Raw genomic sequence first — 13,488 nt, forward strand, 5'->3', positions numbered from 1 at the left:
TATCAGCCTACTCCTGGAGATTTTCCGGCGCTCGCATTGCTTGTTTTTTCACTTCTCAGACCCCAGATTTATTGTCAAGTACAATTTATACCAAATTAGATGAGCTTACCCTGTAGTATTAACTAATATAATTTACTTAAAAATAGCTTGTAGATTGGGTTTTGTTCCTCAAATGCCACGCCCTAAACCTACCCTCTCAATTTTCTATATCGGTTTTTGGGCAGAAAGCATCATATGCGAACTCGTTAATTTTTCGCTTTTTCTAGCTTTGTAACTGTTATAAGTTTGGATATTTTTAAAACCAGTCTTTTGAACAAAATACAGCAACTCTGAAGGTTGAATTATAGCAAATTTACTAACTTCAACAATGTCAACTACTTCTTCTGGGTTGTCGTTAAAAATGTTAAACGTTTCTTCTTCTATATCATTGCTAAAAATATCTTCAGCAATAAAAATACTATTATGAAAGTCTATAGAGTGATTCACCACCAGTTGAATTTTTTTGCCGTTGACAGTTGTTGTTCTCTTAATTTGCGGTTTAAAATTCTTAAGAATCCACAAAAAATTAGCCATAGCCAGAAACATAATACCCCCAGGTTTCAGTGCTTGAAACATTCGCTGTAAGGCATCAATTCTATCTTCAAGCTTTAACAAGTAGTAAAAAGGTCCATTAATGGCGGCAATAATATCGAATTTTTCTTCTGCTTCGATATCACCAAAACCACCAGGCTGTACGGTTACGTTTTCCCAAGATTCTGCTACTTCAGTAGCTTGAAAAAGATAATCTGGGTCGGGTTCCATTCCTGTTGTTTCCCAGCCTAATTTGGCAAACTCAGGCAGCATTCGGCCTGGGCCACAACCGATATCTAAAATTCGTGGCGGATTTGATACATTATAGGAAACAGCTAACCATTGCAGAAACTCAACTATGGGAGCCGGATCTGTATAGTAGAAGGCTGAATATAAATCGCTTCTTAAATTACTCACAGACACCTTCTAAGAAATTGGATTGTGAACTGTAACCAGTTTTGTGCCATCAGGAAACGTTGCTTCCACCTGCACTTCATGCACCATTTCTGATACACCTTCCATCACATCTTCTCGCGTTAGCAGCGTTGTACCATAACTCATTAAATCTGCAACAGTGCGTCCATCTCTAGCACCTTCCAAAATTGCCGCAGAAATATAGGCAACCGCTTCCGGATAATTCAACTTTAAGCCTCTTCCCTTGCGGCGTTCTGCTAACAAGGCAGCCGTAAAAATTAATAACTTGTCCTTTTCCTGTGGCGTGAGTTGCATTAATTCCCCTCAAACTCCTCTGCGTTCTCTATGCCTGAAGTGGTTCGTTCAAATCTGCCAAACTCTAGGTATACAGGCAGGACGTTCGCTAAAAGATAGGCGCAGTAGATGCCAGATGTCTGTAAACCATTTTCGCACCTGGGCGGTAGAACTACCACGATAGCGACACAATAACCCAAGCGGTAGCCGGGTGACACCTGCTTGGTGGGGTTGTCCTTGCCACAAGTTTCGCGCCTTTTCTACAATTTCCGATGACACCGATTGTCCCACCCAAGCGAGACTGGCGACAACTGGCTGTCCTGCCAAGCCGTGAGGACTGTTGAAGATTTCTTCGCTTGCGGGTAGCCAAAGCCGTTCGATCCAAAGGGGGTGTCCTTGCTGCCAGATTTCGGTATGCGATCGCCACTCTCCAGAGCAAAATCTTTCTCCTCTAGCACTGCGACCAAACCGCGTAATCTCCCAACCGAGCCAGGTTGCTCCTAGAGCTAATTCTACTCTCAAGTCTTGTCGATAAATCGCGCCATCAAAAATAATAGTTTCCTGCGGTAGCCACTCCACGCCAGCACCAGTATTTACCTGAATTTCAATATTTTGTCTTGCCTGTAGTCCATTGCTGCGATAAATTTTACCTGCGGCTGCGGTGGTGATCAAGGTTCGTGCATTGTCTTCGAGGCGCAAGTCGATGGATAAGCGATCGCCTCCCACAACTCCCCCTGCTGTATGCAAAATTACACTATGACAAACCTCTTCTCCTTCAGGATAAAACGGTCGCTGCACCTTCAGGGGCGCTTGATGTTGAGAGTGAATTAGTTGGGTAGTACCTCCCCGTTGAGCGTACACTAAGTTAAGTTTGCCATGCCATCCAGCGTTCATTATTAATTGCTGATATATTTAATAGCACCAATTTTATTGTTTAATTTCCTGCGGTAACTCAATTACTACCTCTGTTCCCTGTCCTGGTTCGGAAATTATTTTAATTTTTCCTTGATGCTGTTCGATAATCTCATAGGAAACAGTTAACCCTAAACCTACGCCTTTACCGACAGGTTTTGTTGTAAAGAATGGGTCAAACACCTTTGGCTGAATTTGTAAAGGAATACCAGAACCGTTATCTTTAATTGTAATTAAAATTAGGTTTTTCCCCCCAATTTGCGTATTAATAGTAATTTGTTTATTAGACTTGAGTTTGAGATTTTTTAATTCATCAATGGCATTGATGAGGATATTCATAAAGACCTGATTTAGCTGCGCCGGATAACATTCCACTAATGGCAAATTACCGTATTGCTTAATTACTTCAATATTGAGACTGTCGCCTTCTATGCTGTCGCCTGAAGAATGTAAGCGATGCTGCAAAATCAGCAATGTGTTATCAATTCCCTCATGAATATTAACGCGCTTGATACCGGCTTGGTCGAGGCGGGAGAAGTTTTGCAAGCACTGGACAATCTCCCGAACTCGGTCAGCGCCTGACCTCATTGAACCTATTACTTTAGGTAGGTCAGTGGTTAAAAAATCCAGATCAATTGCTTCTGTATGTTGTTTAATTTCCGGATCTGGGTAGCGTTTTTCGTATAGGTTTATGAGTTCAAGTAACTCTTCTGTGTAGCCATTGACATAAACTAGATTTGCGTAAATAAAATTAATAGGATTGTTAAACTCGTGAGCAATTCCCGCAACTAATTGACCTAAACCAGACATTTTTTCAGTTTGAATCAGTTGAGATTGCGCTCTTTTTAACTGGGATAAGGCTTGGCTCAATTGTTCAGCTTTGATAGTTAATTGCTTGTTAAGATGCTCTAGTCGATCCTGAGTTTGCTGCAATTGATAATTCTTTTTCCAAAGCTCGTGCGTTCGCTTATACACTCGGTCTTCTAATGTTTGACGCGCTTGCTCTAGTTCCTGAGTGCGTTCTGCAACTCGATGCTCTAGGTTGTCAATTAGAGTTTTGAGCGCTTGGGCCATTTCTTGATAGGCATTAGCAAGTTGACTGAGTTCTCCACCTGCATGAATACCGGGAATTGGGGAACTCAAATCGCCAGCAGCTAGGGTTTTGCTACGTTCTGCTAGTTGGATAATCGGTTTACCGATTTGTTTGTAAAGTAGGTGCGCGATCGCTACTGAAAGCATAATAGCCAAAGCCAACCCAACTGCGATCGCGCGGCTGAGGTTGATGGATGCTTGATTAAAATACTTGGAGACAATCTGAATTTTGGCAATTGCTATAGGTTTATCTCCCGAAGTGATGGGAGCATAAACTGTATTCAAACCAGACCCCGGTTCAATTCGATAAACTGCTTCGCCCTTTTTAATTTCCGGTAAAACCTGCGACTTTAAGTTAGTTGCTTCCCAAGAGTCGATGTTGGCTTGGACATAGCTAGAAACCAGCGGCTTACCATCTAAAGAAATGATTTTTAGCTTAGTAGTTGGTTGGGAAAAATTGAGAAATTTACGCAACCAGGCTTCATCTAAATTCTGACCCAAAATCAAAGTTCCGGGTGATTTGCCTGTAGCGTCGCTGCGGTAGATGGGCGCTACTGATAGCAGCAACATTTGATTCGATCTAGTATCAATCAATTCCGCCTCAAATTTGCCAGTTGTGGTTAAGGCGTTGACTCGTTCAACCACAGTAGGAATCCGCAAAGCGTCACCCCGCTCTCCCAAAACCTCTCCAGAACTACTAATCACTTCCACTGCATCTACATCAGTAGACAGCAGAAGTTGATCTGATACCTCTTTTTTGATCCAATTCCGATCTTTTTGTCTAATGGCATTAAACAGATCGCTCCAGAGCGCATAGCCTGAGGATAAATTTTGTAACCCTTTCTCAGTAGCAGCTGTGTATCCGCGAAAGGCTAGTACTTGATCGTCGAGCCTAGTTTTTTCTAAGTCAACAAGCGGCTGCTGCACAAATCGCCACGCCACAGCACTCAGGAACATGACTGGCAGTAATGATGCTCCAAAGGTAAAAATTAGCAGCTTTGGTTTAAGCTTTTGCAGCCGCTGTAACATTTTCGATTTAACTGGGTGCCGTGTGATGTCGCACGAGGGGTAATATCTTTGAAGGCTTTCCACAGTTTAGCTTCTGTAGGGGTGAAGTGGTTATAGCATTTTAGCGAACGATGGCGAGCGCTGATTCCTCGATTGTGAACCATCTTGTTCCTCTATGCCATACTAGGTAAAATTTTTCTCACAATAGTCTTAAGTATCCGGATGTCCTAATACCAACTCAAGGTTTAGCCAAAAAATATTCTTATTAAGGTTTCAATAATACTGGGACTATGGCTCCCTGCAAACTAACTTTAACCGAAAATCCTTTTTCTATTAAACTATTTCCTTGCATACTAGCGAAAAAACAACGTTTTCTTTATATTTTTACTCGATTCGTTTACTTTTATTAATATAAAAAGTATAAAGCACATTTGTATATTTTACTACAGCTACATAAAAAAATTTATTTTTAAATATTTCCTGTCAGCTTACCAGCTAAGCATTAATAAAAGTTGATGCAATACATAGTTTTATATTTTTTGTGCTTTTTTACAAAAAGAAACACAAGCAGCACAAAAGATATCTGAAACATGATATAAGCTCCAAAACCGTTAACTCTCTCAGGTTAAACCCATACAAAACAAAAGGGAAAGACAATGCCCGAAGTTCTCTTCAAAGTAGACCTAAAAAAGCCATTTACAGAACAGGATGTAGTTGGTCATAACCGCTGGCATCCGGATATTCCGGCAGTAGTTTCTGTTAATCCTGGTGATGTATTCCGCATAGAATGCAAAGATTGGACAGACGGACAAATTGGAAACAATGATAGTTCTGACGATGTTCGAGATGTAGATTTGTCAGTTGTTCATGTTTTGAGCGGGCCAATTCATGTTAATGGTGCGGAACCGGGAGATATTCTTGTAGTTGACCTGTTGGACGTAGGAACACTTCCCGATTATGAATGGGGTTTTACTGGTATTTTTGCCAGAGAAAATGGCGGCGGTTTTCTCACAGATCACTATCCAATAGCACAGAAAGCAATCTGGGATATTCAAGGAATTTATACAAAATCCCGTCATATTCCCGATGTGAAATTTGCCGGAATTCCACACCCTGGTTTGATTGGTTGCGCCCCCTCCCACGAACTGTTAGCAAAGTGGAACAAACGAGAAGCTGAACTGGTAGCAAGTGGGGGCCCGGTTTGGAAACCGGAAATTCCTGCTTTGGCAGAATTACCAAACCCAAAAAATGCCATTCTTGGATCGTTGAAAGGTGCAGAATATGACCGAGTGGCGAAAGAAGCAGCACGCACTGTTCCACCCCGCGAACATGGTGGAAACTGCGATATCAAAAATTTGTCAAAAGGTTCGCGGATTTACTTCCCCATTTATGTTGAAGGTGCGAAACTTTCAATGGGAGATACTCACTTTTCCCAAGGGGACGGCGAAATCTCATTTTGCGGCGCAATTGAGATGGCTGGCTACATCGATCTTCATGTGGAATTAATTAAGGGTGGTGTAGAAAAGTACGCGCTAACTAACCCTATTTTTAAGCCGGGGCCAGTTGAACCTCGTTACTCAGAATATTTGGTGTTTGAGGGAATTTCAGTTGACGAATTTACAGGCAAACAATATTACCTGGATGCTCACGTTGCTTATAGGCGTGCTTGTTTAAATGCTATTGAGTACTTCAAAAAGTTTGGTTACACGGGCGAACAGATTTATTTGTTGTTGGGTTCGGCACCCTGTGAAGGTCGAATTAGCGGGATTGTAGATATTCCAAACGCTTGTTGTACGATTGCGGTTCCAACGGCAATTTTTGAACGAAATGTTCTGCCAACTTAGTTAAAGGTTAGAAAATTGGAAGGTTGAAGGTTAAAATTTTAAACCTCCAACTTTCCAGTGCTGTTTCAATTGGCTAAAAATGTCTAATACGGAGATTATAAAGCTATGCCACTTTACGAATTTCGATGTGAAAGCTGCGGTGTTTTTGAGGAATGGTTGAAGATGAGTGAAACGCTTAATCCTAAGCTGTGCCCTACTTGCGATCGCATCTCCAAACGGGTTTACTCAGCACCAGGCCTGATTACAACACCTTCGACTTTACGGCGGCGGGTGGAGCAAAGTGCAGAACCAACGATAGCGAAGCGATCGCAAGCAACAGAACCATCATCCTCTAAGTACCACAATCATCATGATGCACGCCCTTGGATGATAGGTCATTAATTTAGACAAAAGGCAAGCAGCTCAGTTAACTCTCAGTCGCTAATAGCCTTGATATTTGTGCGTGCATGAATGCAATGTCTGGATCGCGTTGAATGGCTCGATAGTAACGCTGCTCTCGGTCGCTTCCCTCTTCTGAAGGAGTAAGCAAGGAACTAGCTTCCTTTAACAGCTCGTCAGCTTTTTGTAATGTTATAGACTCTTTGGGACTCAAGGCTTCGTCAATCTTGACGATAAATTGAGAGAACGGACGCAGCCAGCTAAACCATTCATCTTCGAGAACAAGCCGAAGAAACTCTCCGTTTGACCGAATGCGTCCGTGAGACTGCTCGTAACCCTCACGTTCGGAGTCGAGTAGTCTCTTATGAAGGCGCAGTAGTGCAGCACGTACCTCGCGCAGGCGTTGGAATCGAATATCGAGAGGAGGATGAGTTGAAGACATTGATCAGGTTTGCGATCGCTACTCTGTTGATCTTGGCATATAGGCGCTACTCATTTGCGGCACAGGCGATCGCTCTTTACTAATTTTCCTACCAAACCAACAACCAGAATTGTCTCCGGGAAGCGAGCGTTTAGCTGTGTTAGAAAGTGTTCCTCTTCAATTGACAGCGGAGCAAATTTTTGGCTGGTTGAGAATGAGAAGTTAATCAGGATGCGATCGCTTCTGTCGAGAAGGCGGGTAATTTTCTTGCAGTGCATTACCCGCCTTACGCCAGATTACAGAGTTTTAGACTCAAGCAGCTTGGTTAGACTGATTCAAGGCAGAACGCGCATTAAGTGACAGCATCACGCGGGAAACTCCCGTGGACAGAACGCTCGCACCAACTAGCGTCCCAATCAGCCAAGGCGCATTGAAGGGCCACTGGAACCAAATCATTGCACCCAGCACCAAGGTAATAATCCCGTCTGTCAGTACCCATGTCCAATTCTGTTGCGGACGCACCCGGAATGCCAGGATTAGATTGAATACACCTTCTGTCAGCAAAAAGCTACCTAGCAACAGGGTCAGTGTCAGGACACCTGTTAAGGGGTAAAAGAATAGCATCACGCCTGTGGCAATGTATAGGACGCTCAATAAGAGTTTCCAAATGAAAGCTCCTTGATCGCGGGTTTGAAATGCGTAGACTGCCTTGGCAACTCCTGCGCTAGATAGGATCAAAGCAATCCAAGTCTCAGCGACAATTGTCGAGACGTTAGGTACAGCGATCGCAACTATCCCCAAAACAATCAAGAGAGCGCCAGTCAAGAGCGATCCATTAATATTTTTGTTCTTGTTGATGTCAGTAGAAACGTCGGTTGTCATAAAACTCTTTTTTCTATGCTTGAGTGGGCTATACCTTCACCCTAGAAAATTTCTCAAGAACCGGGTAGAGCCTTAAGGTAGACCACTCTGCTATATCAAGCTCTACCTGCTGATATAGTTTGCGATCGCACTTTTCCGGCAATTCATGGGAGCGATCGCATATATCAAAGTTGCAGTAACTCTTTAAACATCCGGTGGTTTCTATCTAACTCGATCTTTCCAGTACCCAGGTTCTCGACTACAGTGCATCACTGCCACAATTAGAATGAGATCCTGCTCAATTGTCTAGAGGATTCCATAGGGAAATTTGCGCGTCAAGCATCGACGAATATCTTCATCAATTATGCGCCAACGAGTGGGAAACTCGATAATTCGGAAGATTGCATCCTCAACCGCGTTAATAAATGCTTGTGCTAGTTCAACTCGATTCTGTGCATAAAACTGTACCGCTTCACCATATTCAGTTAATGCTGCCGGGTGAAATACATACTTCATTGCTCTAGGAGCCGCCTTACCTCAGCCAACGCTTCTTCCCCAGGAATTGGCTGAACCACGCCACTTCGGATTTCGTCCCTACGATTCTTGGCTTCAGTTGTCCAAAGTGCTTGAATCGTTTCGTCAACGTCGAATTCAAGGCTTTCAACTAGCCTCTCTGCCAGGAGCGCTCTTGACGCACTCGGCAAAGATAGAGCTTCCTTCATCAGTTGCTCAATCGATACCATAATCACATAGAATTTGAGGTTATCCACAGTCTAGCAATAGAGCGATCGCTAGCTGGGAATTCATGACACGAAAATTTGTTTATTTGCACTTTAACAGGGCTAGGCATTGTCTACCCTATTGCTGCTTGTCCAATATGTTCATCAGTGCAGGCAGATAAATATAGGGCTGAAGGACAGCAGGTTTCCAGCCTGTAGCTTCCTGAATAAATCCGCCCTTATCGGCACGCTTAGAATTCCACAATTTATCTGCTACCGGAAGCATAAGCCAATTCAATCGCTCACCTGTCATGGAGTTGACAGGCCAAGTAAAGAAAGTCAGAAAATCTTCTCTAAACATACCTGCTGAGTGTTTGAACTGGAAGGGCATAAACTCGAAAATAGCGTGTTCTTTCGACTTAACAGACCAGTAGATAGGAACTAATCCATTTGGGTATTTACTCTGAACTTGTTTTAACCATTTTTTTAATAACTCGTAAGCGTCAATTTCTTCAGGGGTATAGTCATCACTAATCGGATCAAAACTTACCTCCCAGTAAGCTATGAGCGCACATTCAAAATCATTTTTTGATGTTCGATTATGAACTTTCCAACTATGATTCATAGATTGTTCGTCACTTTCTTTTGTCATTTTTATTCTCTCTAATTACTAGGTTAGTAGATTGGGTTAACATGAACAAATCAAAAAAGTATCTTGACGCTTGGGATGCGAGTTTCTTCTCAACCCAATCATTCTATTCTATCAGCAACGAGCGTGCCTAGACTTTAAACTTCTCGGTAATTCGCTTCATTGCCTTATTCACATTTTCTCGGCTATTAAATACCGAAATGCGGAAGTAACCTTCACCCGCAGCACCGAAACCAGAACCAGGAGTTCCGACAACATTGCAAGTTTGCAGCAACTTATCGAAGAAATCTAACTGGATAAGCCATCAGGGATTATTATTCAAATAGCCAGCCAAATAAGTCGCCTACTGTCAAGCGGAGTTCGCTTGCAAATGACGGGACGGGAAGTAGCTGTTCTGTTTCGTCAAACACCTCTGGCTGTTGCTTGGGTTGATAAACGAAAATCGTCTGCTCATTTGGGTCGATTAGCCAACCCATCTGGGTTTCATGGTTAAGACTATGCAGGATTTTTTTGATAACTTTTGTAGCGCTTTGGTCGGGAGATAAGATTTCAATTATCCAATCAGGAGCCACTTGAAATACGTTGGCTACACCGCCATTTTCCTTGCGGGGAATTCTCTCCCAGGTAAATATTGCTACATCTGGCACGATTGATATTCCACCAAACGTACACCGCAGTTCTGGAAATGCCCGTGCAACTTTCTTGGGCTTAACGACGGCATTAATAACAATAATTAGTTCACCTTGGATGGTGCTATGTTCTCCCTGCGGCATTGGCTTTTGAATAATTTGACTGTCAATGTACTCGCTGGCTGGTTCGGTTTCCGGTAGCTTCAGAAACTCTTCTAAACTAAGAGGTTTAGCGGGTGTTTGTACCATTTGATGTTACTTCGATTTATGCTGAATGCAAGTATAGCTATCCAGGGTGAGCATTACCCACCGCAACTATTGAGACTTATCATTACATACCCTCAGCTTGCCCGACGTAACCAGCCAAACACTTGATCAACCGTCAATTCTAATGGGATATCCTGGGGGACAGGCAAGCGATCGCTATTTCTCAACAGAGCAATCCGATTATCGGGCCATAGGATGATAATTACCCGTTCTGTCGGATCGATCAGCCACCCTAGCTGTGTCCCCTCCTGCAAGCAAGTTTGAATCTTGACAATCAATTTAGTAGTGCTTTGGTCGGGAGAGAGGATTTCAATCATCCAATCAGGCGCACCTTCAACAGCGATATTCTCAGAAGGGACTCGGTCTTGGTGAATAACTGTAATGTCAGGGACGACAGAATTGCTGCTTAGGATACAGCGTAACTCTGGAAAAGCTTTGTAGGATGAGTCCGCTTGGTCAATTGCAGCCGTCAGGCGTTTTTGCAAGATGCTGTGGAAGGCTGTGGGCATAGGTTTTTGATTGGCTTGTCCGTCCACAAACTCCCAAGCTGGCGACTCCTCAATATTCGGCAGCTTTAGGAAGTCTTGCAGTGCGAGGCGTTGCTTAGTGGTAGCCATCAAGATTCGTAAGATTGCCTGTTACAAGTCAATGGTATCGTTTTTAGACAGTCTAGCTGTCCTATTCTGTGCTGTCCTATTCTGTGCAAAGCTAACCGCGCCATTACACTGCGAGAAATCTCTCAATTACATCTTGGCTCAATTCGCTAGTAGAACCAGAGGCAACAATGCCGCCTTTTTGCATTGCATAATAACGATCTGCTTGGCGCACAAAATGCAAGTGTTGTTCTACTAATAAAACAGAAATTCCTGTAGATTCAACAATCCGGCGCACTGCGGCTTCTATCTCCAAAATGATAGATGGTTGGATGCCTTCGGTGGGTTCGTCTAATACGAGTAACTGCGGTTTTCCCATCAAAGCGCGTGCGATCGCTAGTTGTTGTTGTTGTCCTCCACTCAAGTCGCCACCCATGCGCGAAAGCATGGATTTTAAGACTGGAAAAAGGGCAAAGATTTCCTCTGGAATTTCTTGACTGCGTGCGCGATCGCGTCTAGCTTCCAAACCTAGCAATAGATTTTCCTTCACTGTCAAACGCGGAATAATTTCCCGTCCTTGGGGAACATAGCCAATCCCCAGCTTTGCTCTTTGATCGGTCGAGTTGGCATTTATCAAATTACCTGCAAAAGTAATCGTGCCTGTGCGGGGCTTTATCAACCCCATAATTGTCTTGAGCAAAGTAGTTTTACCAACGCCATTGCGGCCAATTAGACAAACCATTTGTCCCGCAGGTACGCTCAAATCTACATCCCAGAGAATGTGACTTTCACCGTAGTAAACATTTAAACCAGTAATTTGCAGCATTTGAATTTTAATTCAACATCAAGACACTAATTGCTGTCCCAAATAAACTTCAATCACGCGAGGATCATTCTGCACTTCCTCAATGCTTCCTTCACACAAGACTGAACCCTCGTGCAGTACCGTAACTTTACGAGCAATTTGGCGGACAAATTCCATATCATGCTCAATCACCAGAATAGAATGACTTTGAGCTAGAGCTAGAAGTAAATTACCAATGTTTTCGGTTTCTTCATCAGTTAACCCAGCCACAGGTTCATCAACAAGCAACAAATCAGGAGATTGAGCGACTAACATCCCAATTTCCAGACGTTGCTTTTCTCCGTGAGAAAGTAACCCAGCAAGAATATCTGATTTAGCCGTCAACCCAATGGTTTCTAGCAACGCGATCGCTTTGCTATGTTCAGCACTAGAGGGACGACTAAATAGGGTAAAGAGAGCATTTTTATTGTGATTGCAAGCGATTTCTAAATTTTCGCGTGGTGTTAGATTCAAGTAAATGCGGGGGGTTTGGAATTTGCGGCCAATTCCCAAACGGGCGATTTGATATTCTGAGAAAGCTTTAACATTTCTCCCCTTGAATAGCACTCGCCCTTCTGTCGGTTTTACCTTGCCAGTGATGACATCCAGAAATGTTGTTTTACCTGCACCATTGGGGCCAATTACCACTCGCAATTCTCCAACATCCATGTTGAAATTGAGGTTGTTTAGTGCTTTAAATCCATCAAAACTAACAGTTACATTTTCAGTTTCTAGTATTTTATTGTTCATATTTTTTAACGCAAATTGATGCAAAGGAAGGTGCAGAGGTTGACAGGGAATAAGCAATAACTTTGCACTTACCTCTGTTGTCCTTTGCGGTAAAAAATTTACTCATCATTCTGAGTGCTAATTTCTGCTTCCAGGCTAGGATATGTGGCGACTTGTTTACGGAATCCCAAGAGCGATCGCATTCTATCCAAACCTTGATATCGCAGCCAGCCAATCAAACCATCGGGAAGAACTGTCACCACAATTAGGAATAAGGCACCTTGGAAAAATAGCCAACTATCCGGATATTTTTCGCTCAAAAAAGTCTTGCCAAAGTTGACCACCAGTGTTCCTAGGATTGCGCCTACCAAAGTGGCACGACCTCCCACTGCTACCCAAATTACCATTTCAATCGAAAAAGCAATATCCATCGCTTTCGGTGAAATCAAACCTGTTTGGATAGTGAACAAGGCACCAGCAATTCCCGCTAAAGCAGCAGAGATTGCAAATACAATCACTTTATATCCGGTAGGGTTATAGCCAGAAAAACGCACTCGGCTTTCATCATCTCGAATAGCAATTAGCAAGCGTCCAAAACGATCTTTTGTCAACCACCGACACAGGACGTAAGATGCCACTAAAAACAACACTGTGAGAGTGTAGAAAACAACCTGTGTCTTACTATCACTGACAGTTGCTCCCAAAATAGTTTTGAAGTTAGTTAAACCATTGGTGCCGTTAAACAGTTTTTGCTGCCCGTTGAAGAAGTTGAAAAAAACAATTGTTGCTGCTTGAGTTAAAATCGAAAAGTATACGCCGCGAATGCGGTTGCGAAATACCAAATATCCCAAAATTGCGGCTAATATAGCTGGGATTATTACCACCGCCAAAGCAGTCAAGCCAAGCGAGTAAAACGGCTGCCAAAACCAAGGCAACTCCGTCACCCCGTAGAGGGACATAAATTCTGGTAAACCGTCATTCAAAGGCGCTAATTGCAAGTGCATCCCCAAAGCGTAACCGCCAAGGGCAAAAAACACCCCATGCCCCAAACTGAGCATACCAGTGTAGCCCCAGATTAAATCAATACCCAAAGCAGCGATCGCTAACGCCAAAAAACGCCCCAGCAAAGTGAGACGAAACCCAGAAAGAACCGCTGGCATCACCAAGATTAAGATAAGAGCGATCGCTACGACCACCCCCACCTCTATTAATACTAACTGGCCTCCTTTCTTTCTCATTCTTCGCATCCTTCGCGCCTTCGCAG

Annotated in this window: 16 protein-coding genes and 2 pseudogenes; 2 read left to right on the forward strand and 16 right to left on the reverse strand. The window is 43.2% G+C overall.

Annotated elements, in window-relative coordinates:
* Positions 1-204 precede the first annotated feature (204 nt).
* Genes H6F66_RS04375 through H6F66_RS04390 form a run of 4 tightly spaced genes read right to left on the reverse strand, consistent with a single transcriptional unit; the run spans position 205 to position 4,311 of the window.
* Positions 205-987, reverse strand: a complete 783-nt coding sequence (locus tag H6F66_RS04375) for a class I SAM-dependent methyltransferase (protein WP_190418604.1) — start codon at positions 985-987, stop codon at positions 205-207.
* 9 nt (positions 988-996) lie between these two features.
* Positions 997-1,299, reverse strand: coding sequence for an urease subunit gamma (gene ureA, locus H6F66_RS04380; protein ID WP_190418606.1), 303 nt, complete (start codon positions 1,297-1,299; stop codon positions 997-999).
* 48 nt (positions 1,300-1,347) lie between these two features.
* Complete coding sequence (locus tag H6F66_RS04385; RefSeq protein ID WP_190418608.1) at positions 1,348-2,172, reverse strand: urease accessory protein UreD; 825 nt, start codon at positions 2,170-2,172, stop codon at positions 1,348-1,350.
* Between the two features lie 33 nt (positions 2,173-2,205).
* Positions 2,206-4,311 (reverse strand): ATP-binding protein, encoded by a 2,106-nt coding sequence (locus H6F66_RS04390; RefSeq protein WP_190418610.1) that lies wholly within the window; start codon positions 4,309-4,311, stop codon positions 2,206-2,208.
* 635 nt (positions 4,312-4,946) lie between these two features.
* On the opposite strand from H6F66_RS04390, the gene fmdA reads away from it, so the two are divergent.
* The gene (fmdA, locus tag H6F66_RS04395) at positions 4,947-6,134 is read left to right on the forward strand and encodes a formamidase (protein ID WP_190418612.1); all 1,188 of its coding nucleotides are present in this window, start codon (positions 4,947-4,949) and stop codon (positions 6,132-6,134) included.
* 105 nt (positions 6,135-6,239) lie between these two features.
* Positions 6,240-6,515 carry a zinc ribbon domain-containing protein gene (locus tag H6F66_RS04400; RefSeq protein ID WP_190418614.1) on the forward strand — a complete coding sequence of 92 codons (276 nt, stop codon included), beginning with the start codon at positions 6,240-6,242 and terminating at the stop codon, positions 6,513-6,515.
* A gap of 25 nt (positions 6,516-6,540) precedes the next feature.
* Here H6F66_RS04400 and H6F66_RS04405 read toward each other — a convergent pair whose 3' ends face one another.
* From H6F66_RS04405 to urtC, 12 genes and pseudogenes are all read right to left on the reverse strand, one after another.
* Positions 6,541-6,954, reverse strand: coding sequence for a hypothetical protein (locus H6F66_RS04405; RefSeq protein ID WP_190418616.1), 414 nt, complete (start codon positions 6,952-6,954; stop codon positions 6,541-6,543).
* A 50-nt stretch (positions 6,955-7,004) separates the two neighbouring features.
* Complete coding sequence (locus tag H6F66_RS04410; protein ID WP_190418618.1) at positions 7,005-7,211, reverse strand: hypothetical protein; 207 nt, start codon at positions 7,209-7,211, stop codon at positions 7,005-7,007.
* 34 nt (positions 7,212-7,245) lie between these two features.
* Positions 7,246-7,815 carry an HdeD family acid-resistance protein gene (locus H6F66_RS04415; RefSeq protein WP_190418621.1) on the reverse strand — a complete coding sequence of 190 codons (570 nt, stop codon included), beginning with the start codon at positions 7,813-7,815 and terminating at the stop codon, positions 7,246-7,248.
* A 201-nt stretch (positions 7,816-8,016) separates the two neighbouring features.
* A pseudogene (locus H6F66_RS04420) lies at positions 8,017-8,310 on the reverse strand (type II toxin-antitoxin system RelE/ParE family toxin).
* Positions 8,307-8,537: an addiction module protein gene (locus H6F66_RS04425; protein ID WP_190418673.1), complete on the reverse strand. Its 231-nt coding sequence runs from the start codon at positions 8,535-8,537 to the stop codon at positions 8,307-8,309. The pseudogene H6F66_RS04420 and the gene H6F66_RS04425 overlap by 4 nt, the downstream one beginning before the upstream one ends.
* 115 nt (positions 8,538-8,652) lie before the next feature.
* A complete protein-coding gene (locus H6F66_RS04430; protein ID WP_190418623.1) occupies positions 8,653-9,165 on the reverse strand; it encodes a hypothetical protein in 513 nt (170 codons plus the stop codon).
* Between the two features lie 127 nt (positions 9,166-9,292).
* Positions 9,293-9,451 (reverse strand): annotated as a pseudogene (locus H6F66_RS04435) (LL-diaminopimelate aminotransferase); the annotation flags it as partial.
* Positions 9,452-9,476: 25 nt separating this feature from the next.
* A complete protein-coding gene (locus tag H6F66_RS04440) occupies positions 9,477-10,040 on the reverse strand; it encodes a Uma2 family endonuclease (RefSeq protein WP_190418625.1) in 564 nt (187 codons plus the stop codon).
* Between the two features lie 92 nt (positions 10,041-10,132).
* The gene (locus H6F66_RS04445; protein ID WP_190418628.1) at positions 10,133-10,675 is read right to left on the reverse strand and encodes a Uma2 family endonuclease; all 543 of its coding nucleotides are present in this window, start codon (positions 10,673-10,675) and stop codon (positions 10,133-10,135) included.
* A gap of 103 nt (positions 10,676-10,778) precedes the next feature.
* Positions 10,779-11,477, reverse strand: a complete 699-nt coding sequence (gene urtE / locus H6F66_RS04450) for an urea ABC transporter ATP-binding subunit UrtE (protein ID WP_190418630.1) — start codon at positions 11,475-11,477, stop codon at positions 10,779-10,781.
* An 18-nt stretch (positions 11,478-11,495) separates the two neighbouring features.
* Entirely contained in the window at positions 11,496-12,245 is a 750-nt protein-coding gene (gene urtD / locus H6F66_RS04455; protein WP_190418632.1) for an urea ABC transporter ATP-binding protein UrtD, read from the reverse strand.
* Positions 12,246-12,343: 98 nt separating this feature from the next.
* Entirely contained in the window at positions 12,344-13,471 is a 1,128-nt protein-coding gene (urtC, locus tag H6F66_RS04460) for an urea ABC transporter permease subunit UrtC (RefSeq protein ID WP_190418635.1), read from the reverse strand.
* Between the last annotated feature and the right edge of the window lie 17 nt (positions 13,472-13,488).

The organism is Trichocoleus sp. FACHB-6 (assembly GCF_014695815.1).
GTDB lineage: Bacteria > Cyanobacteriota > Cyanobacteriia > Cyanobacteriales > FACHB-T130 > Funiculus > Funiculus sociatus.

Excerpts from the sequence above, each read along its gene's own strand:
- fmdA (WP_190418612.1), top strand. The coding sequence starts at position 4,947 with ATGCCCGAAGTTCTCTTCAAAGTAGACCTAAAAAAGCCATTTACAGAA.
- urtE (WP_190418630.1), bottom strand. The coding sequence starts at position 11,477 with ATGCTGCAAATTACTGGTTTAAATGTTTACTACGGTGAAAGTCACATT.
- H6F66_RS04400 (WP_190418614.1), top strand. The coding sequence starts at position 6,240 with ATGCCACTTTACGAATTTCGATGTGAAAGCTGCGGTGTTTTTGAGGAA.
- H6F66_RS04445 (WP_190418628.1), bottom strand. The coding sequence starts at position 10,675 with ATGGCTACCACTAAGCAACGCCTCGCACTGCAAGACTTCCTAAAGCTG.
- H6F66_RS04440 (WP_190418625.1), bottom strand. The coding sequence starts at position 10,040 with ATGGTACAAACACCCGCTAAACCTCTTAGTTTAGAAGAGTTTCTGAAG.
- H6F66_RS04405 (WP_190418616.1), bottom strand. The coding sequence starts at position 6,954 with ATGTCTTCAACTCATCCTCCTCTCGATATTCGATTCCAACGCCTGCGC.
- H6F66_RS04410 (WP_190418618.1), bottom strand. The coding sequence starts at position 7,211 with ATGCACTGCAAGAAAATTACCCGCCTTCTCGACAGAAGCGATCGCATC.
- H6F66_RS04385 (WP_190418608.1), bottom strand. The coding sequence starts at position 2,172 with ATGAACGCTGGATGGCATGGCAAACTTAACTTAGTGTACGCTCAACGG.
- H6F66_RS04390 (WP_190418610.1), bottom strand. The coding sequence starts at position 4,311 with ATGTTACAGCGGCTGCAAAAGCTTAAACCAAAGCTGCTAATTTTTACC.
- H6F66_RS04415 (WP_190418621.1), bottom strand. The coding sequence starts at position 7,815 with ATGACAACCGACGTTTCTACTGACATCAACAAGAACAAAAATATTAAT.
- urtC (WP_190418635.1), bottom strand. The coding sequence starts at position 13,471 with ATGCGAAGAATGAGAAAGAAAGGAGGCCAGTTAGTATTAATAGAGGTG.
- urtD (WP_190418632.1), bottom strand. The coding sequence starts at position 12,245 with ATGAACAATAAAATACTAGAAACTGAAAATGTAACTGTTAGTTTTGAT.
- ureA (WP_190418606.1), bottom strand. The coding sequence starts at position 1,299 with ATGCAACTCACGCCACAGGAAAAGGACAAGTTATTAATTTTTACGGCT.
- H6F66_RS04425 (WP_190418673.1), bottom strand. The coding sequence starts at position 8,537 with ATGGTATCGATTGAGCAACTGATGAAGGAAGCTCTATCTTTGCCGAGT.
- H6F66_RS04430 (WP_190418623.1), bottom strand. The coding sequence starts at position 9,165 with ATGACAAAAGAAAGTGACGAACAATCTATGAATCATAGTTGGAAAGTT.